Genomic DNA, 13,966 nt, shown 5'->3' on the forward strand with positions numbered 1-13,966 from the left:
AAAGGAAAAAGGCCGCCCTTTAGAGGGCGACCCTAAGAGTTACATTCAAGGCCTAATTGTTGGTCGGTGTTGTTAGCTTCTCCATAACCTGATCCAAGTTGAAGCTGGCCGCTTTCTGACGTGGTGGGAATTCCTGGAATGTGCTCAGGAAACTACCAACATACTGCTGCGCTGGAACTAGGAAATAGGCTCGGTCCAACAGCCAATCGTAATAGGTGTTAGAGGTCCGGTAGGCCCGTTCATACGGATCACGGCGCAGGTTGACGATCAAGGGTATGCGCAGCTCGGTCCAAGGTTCGATCCAGGCCCTCAGAGTTGCCCAGGCTTTCTGCTCCAGGAATATTAGCTTCCAGTCTTCGAAGCGCAGTGCCGTTAGGTCTCCGTCATCCGAGAAATAGAAAATCTCTTTGCGAGGACTTTCGGCAGTCTCACCAGTCAACAGAGGCAGGATGTTGTAGCCATCCAGGTGCACTTTGTATTCGCGCCCCATGCCAGACGAGCTATAACCTGCCTTCAACTTGTCCTTAATTTCGGGATCACCGGCGACCGCGAGGTATGTTGGCAACCAGTCCATGTGGTGCACGATCTCGTTGGTGACAGATCCGGCTTCGATTTGACCGGGCCAGCGGACCATCGAGGGAACGCGCCATCCGCCTTCCCAGTTGGTGTTCTTTTCACCCCAGAACGGCGTTGCGGCCGCATCGGGCCATGTGTTCATGTGCGGACCGTTGTCTGTGGAATAGTGAACTATGGTATTGTCGGCGATGCCAAGCTCGTCCAGCAGATCCAGCAGCTGACCCACATGCATATCATGTTCGATCATGCCCGCGGTGTATTCATCCGCAACGCGACCTGAGATTTCATTGGCTTTCGCGCGCATCTCGTCTTTGACGTGGGTACGGAAATGCATGCGGGTACCATTCCACCAGACATAGAAGGGTTGCCCTTGCTCATGTGCCCGCTTGATGAAATCAATCGCCGCCGCCACGGTTTCGTCATCGACAGTTTCCATGCGTTTGCGGGTCAATGGTCCCGTGTCTTCTATGGTACCATCTGACTTTGATTTGATAACGCCGCGCGGCCCATACGCCTCGCGGAAGGTGCGGCCATCAGCCAATACCCGGTCACCCGGATAGTCCTCGTTTTCTGGTTCTTCTTCAGCATTCAAGTGATAGAGATTGCCAAAAAACTCATCAAAACCGTGGTTTGTTGGCAGGTGTTCATCCTTGTCTCCAAGATGGTTTTTGCCAAACTGACCAGTGACATAACCGTGGTCTTTCAACAAACCAGGTATGGTTGGGTCTTCGACCTGCATGCCAAGATCAGCCCCCGGAAGACCGACCTTCGACAGGCCTGTCCGGAACACGGACTGTCCCATGATATAGGATGAGCGACCAGCAGTGCAGGATTGCTCACCATAGTAATCGGTGAAGATCATGCCCTCATTGGCCACGCGATCGATATTGGGTGTCTGATATCCCATGAGGCCCATGGTGTAGGCTGAGATATTCGATTGCCCAATGTCATCGCCCCATATCACAAGAATATTAGGTTTTTGATCCTGCGCCCAGGCGGGCAGTGCAAGCGCAACAGCAACGGTTGCCACTGCGAACTTGCGCATCGATTTGCGCCAGCTATATGCAATCATTTGTGGAGGTGACATAGGGTGCTCCTGATTAAACGAGCCTTAATGGCCCAGCAAATTTAGTTTTAGAGGCAGCGGCTAAATTGAACTCGATAGCCGCGTGCAAACTGTTGATTACCGGAAGAAAAAATATGTAATGGACCGGGAATCGAACAGAACTACTTTAAACGATGAAACGTGTCTATAACTTATCATATGATCATTTTGAAAGATACAAATGTTTGATAATGATGATGATATGCAGATCCTGACCCAAACCGACTGGTTTGGGGCACGCGGGCCGAATTTTCAGAATGATCTGATGACTTGTGCGGTTGTCCGAACGTTTGAACCAGGCGAAACACTCTATCACCATGGTGACCCGGCAAATGGTATTCACGCTGTGCTTGATGGGTCTGTTCAGATCACGGCACCCGCCGATGACGGGCAAGAATTTGTTGTGCATCGGGAAAGTGCAGGTTTCTGGATTGGAGATCTTGCTCTTTTCGCCGAAGCGCAAAGACTGGTCAGCGTGATGACCACCCAACAGACGCGTACATTGTTTTTTCCCAGTTCACGGGTGGAAAGAATGGTGCAAGAGAACCCGGAATATGTCCGCGATTTCTACGCGTTAACACGTGAAAACATGAAAACAGCCCTCAGGATTATGGCTAACTTGGCAGTTACGGGATCGGAGAAGCGCCTTGTCTTACGTCTGCTGCATTTGGACGAGGGTGCCTCGAAATCCGACGGCTGGATTATTGTATCGCAGGATGAGCTGGCTGCGATGGTCGCAGTGTCTCAACCAACGTTGCATCGTAACCTGCATCGACTTTCAGGTTTAGGCCTAGTTGAGCTGGGATATGGTCGACTACGTCTGATCGACAGGCGCAAACTTATCGCAAGCTGCCAAAGTTGAAGCCTAGGGATTAAGTGGCGGCAACACACCCGGTTTGGGACGACTAGAGTTATTCAGGGCATTCAGATTCCGCATGACCGAACTCCAATCCTCAAATCCAATTTGGCTCTTCTTTGAATACCGCTCAGCACCTATCTGGGTCAGGCTGCTCTCAAGGGGCGCGGCGCGTTCTGGTTGGAGGCTGCGCTCTTTCCAAAGTTCTATAGCTTCATAAGCTGCAGACAAATCCCGAGCTCGCAATGCTGCTCTCAAAGCTTCGGCGGCGTATTCCTCGGAGGCAAGATATCTACTGTGTCGCTTGTCTTTCCAGCGCTGATAGCGTGGGCGAAGAGATCGCACTGCGGCCCACAATGCCAAAACAACAATCGCAATCCAGAATGCAGCCTTTGCAAGGGTTTCAATATCCGGCGGCTGCCATTTTGGTGGTGCCAGCGTTAGCTCGGTCGGTGGGACCGAGGCCGTTTCAATTTGTTTGGTTTGCAAGTTAAACCAATCGATTGACACAGCTGGCAACCTTGTCTGGCCACCCTCTTGCGCAATATAAACCGTCTTTTCCATGCGTTGTCCGGACAACACCCCTCGATCTTCGGTTTCTGTAATGCGCGGCTCCTTAGGATATGCGCGCAACAACGGGTCTTGCTCGTGAGGTGTGAGCACTGGGATCAAAAGAGGCGTCGTGCCAGATATCTGCGCGCTCAATTCGCGCGTAATGGCGTCACCAGCCTGCATATCTGTCGTGCCTTCTATTTGCTGCTGGAGCGAAAACCCGTTTGCGATGATTAATGGATCAAGACCTCTAGCACCTTCCGGAATCTCGGCGCTGAGTTGTACAGGCGGAAGCGCCAACGAAACCTGAATTGGATCGTTGGTTTGAGGATCGGCATAAGTTACAACCACCTCTTGCGAGTCAAACGCAACCGGACCTGCTGCCAGAGGGTATAGGCGATAGCTGCGCTGCACACCGGACCAGGTCGCTCCGTTCAACGTCTCGCTGATTGGTCCAGAGGCACGTTCAGGAAGACGAACCACGAGGTTTTGTTGTTCTAAAGAGGGAAACACCGGAGGTTGTGGCATGAATGTTGGCACTAGAACTTTGATTCGAACGATCGCTGGTTGCCCTACAATGACCGGTTCGTCAGGCGCTTCGACCGAGACCTGAGGGGCGGTCGAATCGGTATTCTGCGCAAATACTGGAAGAGCAAGAAAAAGAATAAAGAAAGTAACGTATCTCATTCTGTTCGCTCCTGATTTTCAAGAAGAAAACGGTTGCGCAGAAAGTCTTGCATGTCGGTATCTATCGAGCTGATCCATTGATCAGCCGAAAGGGTTTGCGGCCCTTCTTTAGGAGCTTGAACCGTAGTTTCGTTACCGCGGGCTGCATCATTGTCGAAAACTGTGTCGTCCGCACCGATGCCAGCCTCTTCGCCCGTATCAGATTGTTCGCGGGTTGTTTCAATGTAATCAAGGATGGCTTTCGACACCTCGAGATTGTGCTGCGCTTCGGGCCATTCAGGACGCCGTTCCAAGGCGGTCTCGAAGGCGGATATGGCTGGGCGATACTCACGGTTCCGTATCCGTGCCATACCTTCAGCAAACGCGGCTTCCGGTGTGTCCAGCCCGGCAAATATCGAGGACGCCTCTGAATATTGACCGTCCCTGAAATAAGCATACCCCTTGTGATACGAGCCCTCAAACAATTCCGCCGCTTCAGCAAAGCGCTGTTGATTCATTGCAATCTGACCTTGCTGATCGGCCGTAAGGAACCAATCTTTCCACCCTTCGGCTCGAGCTCCTGATGGTGGTATTATCATCAAAGCCAGTAGTGCCCAGCGGATCACCCAGCCTCTTCTGAACCAAAGAAGTGATAGTAACGCAGCAGGCCATGCCAAGATCCAGCCATTGTCCTGCCAATCAAGACGTTCATCATCCAGAGCTGCAGTGTAGGCAGTTTGGATTTGACGCTGCAGACGACTGATGTCCCGATCGTCATCCGAAAACGCTACCACGGATGCGCCTTGGACGTTGCCTAGCTGAACAATTCGCTCACCATTAGGCAGCATAGTGAGAAAGAAAATGTCGTTAATCGAAGTGTTTAACCCAGATACCTGAGACGGGTCTAAGTCATCCAAAACAAACAGCACTGCCCCCGGGCTCTCACTTTCATCCAGTATGGATTGCGCTAAATCGAGAGCATCGGCCGCTGCGGCGCCTGGGGTTGGCATCACAGCCGGCGTTAAGCCTTCAAGCAGAGGGCGAAGAATGTTGGCGTCTTCGGTTAGGGGAGCAACTCGGTGCGGCGTTCCGGAATAAGCGATCAGGGCAGTGCGGGCTCCAGCGCGCTCATCGATCAGATCAGCGATCTTGAACCGTGCTCGGTCCAACCGTGAAGGAGCAATATCCGTGTTCTCCATGCTGTCGGTGACCTTTAGAGCGATCACTAACGGTGCGGTATCTGCAATTAGCGGGTTGGGTGTACGCGACCAGGTTGGACCGGAGGCCGCGAGGGCAACAAGTGTGGCGATGACCATCGCAATATCAATTGGTTGAATGCGACGGGTTTCAGTCTTGCCAAGCTGCAATGCGGTCGCCAGATGCGGAGCGATCCCTGAGGGTAGCTTGGTTTCGGCCGCAGGCTTGGGTCTGATCAACCACCATAGCGCCACGATTGGGATTAAAAACAGAAGGTAATAACCTCGAATAAAATGGAAATCAGGAAGTTCCATTATTGAGCAACCTCCTTGCGCCGCTGGGTAAAATGGAACGAGATTGTGCTGATAAGAATAACGATCAGCGCACTCGCCAATGGAATATGGGCAAGGCTATTTGTCGGGCGATAGGTTTGAGTTTCTACTATTCTGGGGTTTAACTGATCTATTCGCTCGTAGGTCTGTGCGAGGGCCGACGCATCATCTGCAAAGAAATATTCTCCACCGGTGCGATCCGCGATGTCCTTTAACGCTTGCAGGTCCACGCGATCTTCGCCCGTAGCATTAGGGTCTCCAACACCAATCGTATAGATGACCACATTCTTTTCTGCGGCAATCGCCGACGCGTTTACAGGCGTCATACGGCTGGATGTATCGGCCCCATCGCTTAGGACGATCATCAGGCGTTGATCCACTTCGCTGGACTCGAATGTTCTGATCCCAAGCCCGATCGCGTCACCCAGCGCAGTGTTCGGACCAGCCATGCCAACTTGAGTTTGATCCAGGAAGCCATTCAAACTATTAAGATCTTCTGTAAACGGCGCTTGTATGAACGCGCGTGTTCCAAAAATGATGAGGGCCATCCTGTCACCATCGCGCTCGGCGATGAATTGTTTTAGGACATCTTTAACTGCTTCCAACCTCTGCACCGGGCCGCCAGTCTCGGATTTGAAATCGCGCTGATCCATCGAGCCCGAGATATCCAACGCGAGGACGACGTCCCTCGCAGATTTTTCAATCACTATGGGATCACCCAACTGTTCTGGTCGAGCCAGCGACAGAACCAACAAAATCCAGATTGACACGACGCTTGCCGTTTGAAGGCGGGATCGAACTGGGATGACTGAGCCGGATTTCGGCTCGACGCCCGCAGCCTGCGCAACGCGGCGAAAGAAGGGAATACGAATTGAAGTGTTTTTTTCGCGATGGGGTGGAGCAAAAAAATAGACCAGCGCCGGAAGCGGAAGTAGCAGAAAAACCCACGGAGCAGCGAAGGAAAACATCACTTTCTCCGATATGGTTTGTGGGCTTTAACCCAATGGCGCGCAAGCTGCGTGACGGCAGGGTTTGGCGGTATGGCTTTATACGGGGCTTCAACTAACGCTCGACAATCTTCCGAATTTAATGATTTTCTATCAATGGTTTGTGATAGAAAGCTCAGCCAATCTTCGCCATGAATCCCTGCGACCTGCTCGCGAGGATATGCGGCCAACGCAGTACGCCGAAGGATCTCGGCAACCTTGGCCACAGAGATGCCAGGCGCTGCGAGTTCTGCCAGCGCGTACCGCCTATAGGCGTTCGCACGCCTGTGCCGCAGTATCAGGACTGTAGCGACCGAAAAAATTGCCAGCAGGATGACAGCGACCACGACCCATCCCCAGGTCTGGGGCATCATTGAAATAGCTTCAGGTTCTGGCGCTGGTTCGAGCATATCCAACAGATCAACCAGCGATTTTCCTGTGGTATCGATGCTCATCGCCGACCTCCGCGGTGCCCGAATAAGCGCAATAGCTGATCCAAAGCCGGTTCCGAGGTTGTCATAGGAACTACCGGAAAACCATATCGTCGGGACCATGTGTGCAGTTGTGCTAACCTATCCTCCATGGATATTCGAATTTTGTCTGATAACTCAGGGTCGGAACTGTCGATTTCAATCTGCTCGCTACCATCAGAGACAGTCATCCTTAGGTTGGGCGCGAGTGCCGTTGCAGTTGGATCCGCGATATTGAAAACGATCAAATCGTTTGAGAACGCCAGTTGACGCAACAAATTCTCCGATCTTTCATCGAGCCCGTCGCAGTCTGAGAACAGGCATATTAGTCCGCTGGTTTGGGTGATGCGGGTAGCCTCGAAAAGCATGTCATTCAGAAACACGGTTGGCTGTGGGGTCAAGCCTGCATGCAAGCGGGAATTTGCTGTTCCGATGGAGGACAAGAACCGCGTAAGGGCTGCCGCGCGGCGCTGTGGTCTGTGCTCGGCAACGTCTGTATCGCTGAATGCGAGACCTCCAACACGATCGCCTTGACCAAGAATTCGATGCGCAGAAATTGCTGCGGCTTCGGCAGCGATGACAGATTTCATGTAGACTTCTGTTCCGAAGAACATCGATATGCGCTGATCGACCAACAGCAGGGCAGGGCGATCACGTTCTTCTGTGTAGACCCTAACATGGGGCTTTCCGGTGCGTGCAGTGACCTTCCAGTCGATGGTTCGGATATCGTCGCCCGGCAAATAGCCACGCAATTCTTCAAAATTCAGGCCGCGACCACGCAGACGCGAGGCGTGACGACCATTCAGGATCGAGCGCGCGGGTTGACGCGGTAACAGGCTGAGTGCCTGCGATCTGGGGCCCAATTGCAATAGATGGTCCGCGTCGACACGGACGCGTGGGTCGTTCGGATATGGCGCAGTCTGGTTCATGCAGCCGTTTTCCTTAGCGATTAGGGAAGCGCCACCAGGCGAAGGAGTTCTGCGATTATGTCATCTGCGGATTTGACTGATCCTTGTGCTTCGAAACTGAGTGTAACGCGATGACGAAATACGTCATGCGCAATGGCGCGGATGTCTGCAGGGTCGACATAATCGCGTTCGTTCATCCAGGCATGGGCGCGCCCGCATTTGTCCAACGCCAGTGAGGCGCGTGGACTGGCGCCGATCTCAATCCAACTCGCGAGTTCGGAGCTCAAAGCTTCGGGCGTACGCGTCGCCTGCACGAGGTCGGCCATATAACGATCCATCGCGTCAGACACATGGATTTGACCGATCTCTGACCTTGCCGCAAAGATGGCTTCCTGTGGTATCGCGGCTGGAATTTCACGCGCCCCACCTTTGTTGGCAGCGATATCTTCGCCCCGGACTAGGCGAATAACTTCAACCTCGTCTTCGACGGGGGGGTAAGTGATTTGAACATGCATCAGGAATCGGTCCATCTGTGCTTCGGGCAGTGGGTAGGTACCTTCCTGTTCGATGGGGTTCTGGGTGGCCATGACGATAAACAGAGGATCCATTTTATGCGTGGTTCCTGAAACAGTGACCTGCCGTTCCTCCATCGCTTCCAGCAACGCCGCCTGCACCTTGGCGGGCGCACGGTTGATTTCATCCGCTAGTACGATGTTCGCAAAAATCGGTCCCGGTTCGAACTTGAACTCACCCCCCGCATCGGTCTGCTGGAATATCTCGGTCCCAGTCACATCCGAAGGCAGTAGGTCCGGCGTAAACTGAATGCGGCTAAAGCTTGCATCCATATTCTTCGCCATTGCCTTGACCGCGCGTGTCTTGGCCAGACCAGGCAGGCCCTCGATCAAAAGGTTACCATTGGCCAAGAGACCGATCAGCAGGCGATCAATCACCTCGATCTGGCCAATGATCGATTGGCCCATACGGGATCTGAGATCCATAATCTGGTTGAGTGCGCTCATAACAATTGTCCCGTAATAGCCCGATATACCGGTCTCGCGTTCTATCGTCTGCGATTGCCGAGAGTCGGGATCTTGAAGTAATGATAGAACGTTAGCAGGGCGAAGTTGCTCAGACTACAATGAATTCCGAGTTCTGAGTTTTTGAATATCACTCTTTAACTCCGCGCGGATGGGCCCGGGATTACTGGGATCACGTAGTGTGGTTGTCCAGTGGGGTAGTCGGTCGCGACCGGTCTTTCGGTTCCAACTCAGCGCGTTTAGGATAGATTGCTGTTCTTCTGTCAGATGAGAAGGGATTTCATATCCGTTCAGGGTTGCCCAAACACCGCTCCACAGACGGCCGACAGACCAAGGATTATAACCCCCGCCACCCAAAATCAAAAACCGAGGTGTTAAGTTTTGGAGGCTAGAAACGGCACGCCAGTGCGCATTGTTTGACAATGCGAGGCGCGACAATGGGTCTTCGGTGACGGCGTCGGCACCGCATTGCAGGATAATGGCTTGTGGGTGGAAAGCCTTAGTTACAGGAAGAATCATCCCCTCCAGAATGGCTTGGAATTCATCGTCATTTAGACTTCGACCAACAGGTAAATTCCATGCGGCGCCACCTGCGTCATCTTCCAGTAGTCCGGTAAAGGGCCATCTGCGCGCCTCATGAATCGAAATTATGCGCACCATTGACGAACCGTGGAACGCAGCCTCGACGCCATCGCAATGATGGGCGTCGATGTCTATGTAGACAATTCGTTCAAGCCCAAGATCGAGCAGTCTTAGGATCGCGAGAACTGGATCGTTTAGGTAACAGAAGCCGTTGGCGCGACTTTCCAATCCATGATGCGTACCTCCTGCTGGGTTGAACACAATACCACCGTTCCAAATTAACTCGGCTCCCAGCATAGATCCTCCGGCGGCAGTGGCTGGCCGTCGATACATTTCTCCAAATACCGGATTGGACAATGTGCCCAGACCAAACCTGCGTTTTACCTCGTCGGAGACCGACTGTGTTTTTTCGGCGTTTAGTAATGCTGAAATGTAAGCAGGTGAATGAAATCGCTGCAGTGCCTTAGGTTTGGCACACGGGCTGGTCCGATAGTTCTGCGAGTTCAGCCAACCCATCGATCTGCAGAGGTCAATCACAGTGGAAACGCGCGGGATTGCAAGCGGGTGTTTCGCGCCATAGCTCGAGGTGCGATAGATTTCCGAGCCTATGAAGATGGGTCGAGGTTTATTGTTTGTCTTCAACACTCGCATGGCTGTCATCGTCCAATTGACCATCCAGCGACATCAGAACGGCAACAGGCCTGAGTGCTGGAATATGACTGAAAATAATCAGGATACACACCGTTAAGGGCACGCTAAGAAACGCTCCGATCAGACCCCAGACTGTGGTCCAGAATGTTAGTGCCAATATGACAAGAAAGGTCGACATATTAAGAGACCGGCCAAGCATGGCTGGGTCCAGGAAATTGCCGATCACAAATTGCAGCGTGCCGCAGCCCAAGACAATGATAAGGAATGGTCCAATGGTTTCAAATTGCACCAATGCGATCATGGACGGAAAGATCACTGCAATGATCGAGCCGATAGACGGGATGAAATTCAACGCGAATGTTAGAACGGCCCATGTCTCGGCATATTCCAGCCCCAGTGCTTTGAATATGGAATAGCTTATGAGGGCCGTGATCAGGCTGATCAAAGTCTTCACCCCGACATAGCGCTGCAGACTGTACGAGATAGCATCCAAAACCGAAGCCAGATCAGCGCCAAGCTGCGGGTTGCCTGCTGCAAGTTGGATTTTCTTGCGAAATGCCAGGCGCTCGGCCATCAGAAATGCGACATACAGGCTGATCAGGAAAAACTGGTTCAGTAGTGATGTGGCACTGCCCAGCAAAAGCCGTGCAACATAGGACATGTCGATGCTGACCAGATTGTCCCGAATGAAACTGGTGACGTCATTTCCGACCAATCCGGTAATTCTGTGCACCGCACCATCAAACTGGCTTTCATAGGTGTTGATCGAACGCGCAAATTGCGTGGCCTGACTGCCGAGAATATACATGATCATGAACAAGCCTGCCAAAACGACAGTAACTCCGGCTAAGTTCGCGATCCAGATTGGTACACGTGTCACCGCGATTACCCGGTCACTGAGGGCCAGGATCAGTACATTGATCAGCAGTGCCATGGTCAACGGCACCAGAAAATTCGCCCCTGCATAAAGGCCAAGCACCACAAGAGTGGCCACGATCACAACATCCCTCAAAACGCCCAGCTGCAGGCGCGCTCGGGATGGGCTATTTTCGGGATCAGAGGTCATGAGTTGGCCTGGGTCTGCTTGCCGCTGGTGCGTGATTTGGGACATCTTGCACGATCCTGCACAGGCTTACCAGTTTATGCAATCCATACAGAAGGTTAAGCGCTGGAATTCCTTGCAAATGGCGAATTGGCGGTTCTGCCAGCGCAAAAGGCGCGTTAGGCTGTTGCGATGTCACGTGTATCGATTCTCTCATCCAATCAGTTTCTGCGCGCGCTCTGGCTTGCTTTTCGTCGGTTCAACGACAAAGACGGTTTTGTCATGAGCAGCCATGTGGCGATGTCATTGATGATGGCGCTGTTTCCGTTTGTGCTATTCACAGTGGCGTTGGCGGGGGCTTTGTCACAGGGATATGTGACGGACGAGTTGATAGAGCTGATTTTTGGTGCCTGGCCCAAAGACGTCGCCGATCCGATTGTTTCTGAGTTGCGGGCTGTGCTGGCAGGGGCAGGGTCGGGCGTGATCACATTGGGCGGTTTGTTAGCGATCTACTTCGCATCCAATGGTGTTGCTGCCGTACGTCGCGCCATGACGCAAGCCTATCATGACAAAGATATCTGGCCGTTCTGGAAAACCCGGCTGTTGTGTTTTGCGCTTGTTATTATCGGTGGGGCCGCAATTTTGGCCATCGCAGCGGTTGAGGTGGTTTTGCCTGTCTACACGCGTCTGGTCTCGGAAAAGACGGCTGTTGATGTTGATAACTGGCTGTCCGTTGACCGCCTGCGATGGACGTTCACCGTTGCAGTACCGGCAGGCACAGTTATTCTGGCTCATCTGATCTTACCCACACGGCGGCATAGGCTTTCGCAAATACTTCCGGGGGTCATCCTGACCTTGGCATTATGGGCTGCAGGTGGATGGGGGTTTTCGATCTATATCGCCCAGTTTGCCACCTATAGCGCGACCTATGCGGGCCTCGCAGGGGCAATGGCAGCGCTGATTTTCCTGTACCTGTGTTCCGCCATGCTGATCCTGGGTGCCGAGTATAACGGGGCCTTGATAGACTTAAAAAATGCGGAAACCACTTGATGTACTTCCGCAAGCTCATTCTGATTGCGATCTTGTGGGCAACCACGCCGCCCGGCTGGGCACAGGAATATGTCGGATCCGAGCTGTGCGCAGATTGCCATCGAGACGAAACTGAAGCCTGGAAAGGGTCACATCACGATCTCGCTTGGACCGAGGTAGAAGATGGCCGAGTTCTGGCTGATTTCGATGGGACCAGCTTTTCCCATGATGGGATGATCGTTTCTTTCGTGGATAAAAACGGCGTTCTTTCAGCGCAAGTCACCGAAAAAGATGGCGTTATCACCGACTATCCGGTGCATTCGGTGGTCGGCATTGCGCCGTTGCAGCAATACCTCTTTGAAACTGAACCAGGCAGATTGCAGAGTTTCGATGTCGTCTGGGACGCGGAAGAAAGCCGCTGGTATCACCTCTATCCAGAACAGGATTTACCACCCAATGACGGGCTGCATTGGACAGGGCCCTACAAGAACTGGAACGCGCGCTGTGCCGAGTGCCATGCGACCGGTTACGTGAAGAATTACGATGCCGAGACAAGGCGCTATGCGTCGACACAAGTTGAAATCGGCGTCGGTTGTGAGGCTTGTCACGGGCCGGGATCAGCGCATCTTGAGTGGACGACTGGGAAAGCGCTTGATGACGGGTTGGGCGCGTTTGGGTTTCCAATCAATTTGGGCAGGGGGCAGACCGAGGCAGACATCCAGCAATGCGCCGGGTGCCATTCCCGGCGCGAGGCGCTGGAGGATGGTAATCCGGTCCCCGGTACGCCTTTTCATGACGCATATAATTTGGCTGTCCTGCGACCGGGCGCTTACCACCCGGATGGGCAGATTTTGGACGAGGTCTACGTATATGGCTCGTTCCTTCAATCGCGCATGTATGCTGAGGGGGTAGGGTGCATGGATTGCCATGATCCTCACCGGGCCGAGGTAAAAGCCGAAGGGAATGGCTTGTGCACGCAGTGTCATTCGCCCGCTGGAAATTCGGAATTCCCAACCCTTCGATTGGCCAGTTATGACACGCCCGAACACCATCACCATGCAGAAAACTCTGATGGCTCCCAATGCAAGAACTGCCACATGATCGAGCGAGTCTATATGGGCGTGGACGGCAGGCACGATCACAGTTTCCGAATCCCCCGACCGGATTTGGGGCTTGGAGTTGACGCTTGCACCGATTGTCATGCGGAAGAGGGGCAGCCCTGGGCTGCGCAACAGATTTCTGACTGGTTCCCAAACTCTGCCCATCGAACCGTTCATTATGGTACAGCGTTTGCTGCGGCGGGCATTGGTCAATTGGACGATCCCGAAGCGTTAATCGCGATCGCTTTGGACATAGAGCAGGCAGGAATTGTCCGCGCGACTGCACTCTATCTGCTGCAACCCTTTGCGACGTCTGTACTTGCGCAGCGGGTAGCGCCGCTCTTATCCGATCCGGATCCGCTGGTTCGCGCCAACGGGCCGGTTTTGCAACGCCAAGCGCCGATGCCGGAACGTGTTGCGCGGCTTGAGCCGCTATTGTCCGACCCCTTGCGCAATGTCCGAAATTCGGCAGCCAAGGAGTTTCTTGCCATCCCTGCACAAGCCATGACGCAGGATCAACGGGCGGCCGCTCAGCAGGGTATGGCCGACTGGCAGCGCAGTATCTCGCATCGTCTGGATTTTCCTGAAACCCACTTAGTTTTGGGAGGCTGGGCACTGACGCTGAGAAATGCCCAAGCCGCGGAAAAGGCATTCCGAGAGGTTGTTACACTAGATCCACAGCGGTCTGAGGCCTGGCCGATGCTGGTTCAGCTGGCCCACATAAATCGTGGCCCACAGGCAGCGATTGCGACATTGGACGAGGCTTTATCCATCCTTCCAGATGATCCGAACCTAATGCAGTTGGCGCGCGATATGGGGCGGTAACAGGCACCAATCCGGCAGATTTACGCCACGTTACGGGCCCATTTGTTGGCTA

Annotated in this window: 12 protein-coding genes; 3 read left to right on the forward strand and 9 right to left on the reverse strand. The window is 53.3% G+C overall.

The window, feature by feature from the left end:
* Nucleotides 1-52: 52 nt before the first annotated feature.
* A complete protein-coding gene (locus ACR3EJ_RS12515; RefSeq protein ID WP_037321012.1) occupies nt 53-1,621 on the reverse strand; it encodes an arylsulfatase in 1,569 nt (522 codons plus the stop codon).
* Between the two features lie 241 nt (nt 1,622-1,862).
* Between ACR3EJ_RS12515 and ACR3EJ_RS12520 the strand changes: the two genes are divergently transcribed.
* Nucleotides 1,863-2,543, forward strand: coding sequence for a Crp/Fnr family transcriptional regulator (locus ACR3EJ_RS12520; protein WP_170539860.1), 681 nt, complete (start codon nt 1,863-1,865; stop codon nt 2,541-2,543).
* A gap of 3 nt (nt 2,544-2,546) precedes the next feature.
* Here the strand turns inward: ACR3EJ_RS12520 and ACR3EJ_RS12525 are convergent, their stop codons facing one another.
* The 8 genes from ACR3EJ_RS12525 to ACR3EJ_RS12560 form a co-directional block, all read right to left on the reverse strand.
* Entirely contained in the window at nt 2,547-3,776 is a 1,230-nt protein-coding gene (locus tag ACR3EJ_RS12525) for a BatD family protein (protein WP_170539858.1), read from the reverse strand.
* Nucleotides 3,773-5,266 (reverse strand): vWA domain-containing protein, encoded by a 1,494-nt coding sequence (locus ACR3EJ_RS12530; protein ID WP_170539855.1) that lies wholly within the window; start codon nt 5,264-5,266, stop codon nt 3,773-3,775. Before ACR3EJ_RS12530 ends, ACR3EJ_RS12525 begins: the two co-directional genes overlap by 4 nt.
* Nucleotides 5,266-6,252, reverse strand: coding sequence for a vWA domain-containing protein (locus ACR3EJ_RS12535; protein ID WP_170539852.1), 987 nt, complete (start codon nt 6,250-6,252; stop codon nt 5,266-5,268). Before ACR3EJ_RS12535 ends, ACR3EJ_RS12530 begins: the two co-directional genes overlap by 1 nt.
* Nucleotides 6,252-6,725 (reverse strand): DUF4381 domain-containing protein, encoded by a 474-nt coding sequence (locus ACR3EJ_RS12540; RefSeq protein WP_170539849.1) that lies wholly within the window; start codon nt 6,723-6,725, stop codon nt 6,252-6,254. The genes ACR3EJ_RS12535 and ACR3EJ_RS12540 overlap by 1 nt, the downstream gene beginning before the upstream one ends.
* The gene (locus ACR3EJ_RS12545; RefSeq protein WP_170539846.1) at nt 6,722-7,669 is read right to left on the reverse strand and encodes a DUF58 domain-containing protein; all 948 of its coding nucleotides are present in this window, start codon (nt 7,667-7,669) and stop codon (nt 6,722-6,724) included. Before ACR3EJ_RS12545 ends, ACR3EJ_RS12540 begins: the two co-directional genes overlap by 4 nt.
* A 20-nt stretch (nt 7,670-7,689) precedes the next feature.
* The gene (locus ACR3EJ_RS12550; protein WP_170539843.1) at nt 7,690-8,667 is read right to left on the reverse strand and encodes an AAA family ATPase; all 978 of its coding nucleotides are present in this window, start codon (nt 8,665-8,667) and stop codon (nt 7,690-7,692) included.
* Between the two features lie 114 nt (nt 8,668-8,781).
* A complete protein-coding gene (locus tag ACR3EJ_RS12555; protein ID WP_170539840.1) occupies nt 8,782-9,918 on the reverse strand; it encodes an acetoin utilization protein AcuC in 1,137 nt (378 codons plus the stop codon).
* Entirely contained in the window at nt 9,893-11,029 is a 1,137-nt protein-coding gene (locus ACR3EJ_RS12560) for an AI-2E family transporter (RefSeq protein WP_480422950.1), read from the reverse strand. Before ACR3EJ_RS12560 ends, ACR3EJ_RS12555 begins: the two co-directional genes overlap by 26 nt.
* 123 nt (nt 11,030-11,152) lie before the next feature.
* Between ACR3EJ_RS12560 and ACR3EJ_RS12565 the strand changes: the two genes are divergently transcribed.
* Together ACR3EJ_RS12565 and ACR3EJ_RS12570 are read left to right on the forward strand one after the other, a co-directional pair.
* Nucleotides 11,153-12,010: a YihY/virulence factor BrkB family protein gene (locus ACR3EJ_RS12565; RefSeq protein ID WP_170539836.1), complete on the forward strand. Its 858-nt coding sequence runs from the start codon at nt 11,153-11,155 to the stop codon at nt 12,008-12,010.
* On the forward strand, nt 12,010-13,914 hold the full coding sequence (locus ACR3EJ_RS12570) for a cytochrome c3 family protein (RefSeq protein WP_170539834.1): 1,905 nt from the start codon (nt 12,010-12,012) through the stop codon (nt 13,912-13,914). Before ACR3EJ_RS12565 ends, ACR3EJ_RS12570 begins: the two co-directional genes overlap by 1 nt.
* Nucleotides 13,915-13,966 lie beyond the last annotated feature (52 nt).

It is taken from the genome of Ruegeria sp. AB11, from assembly GCF_056536325.1.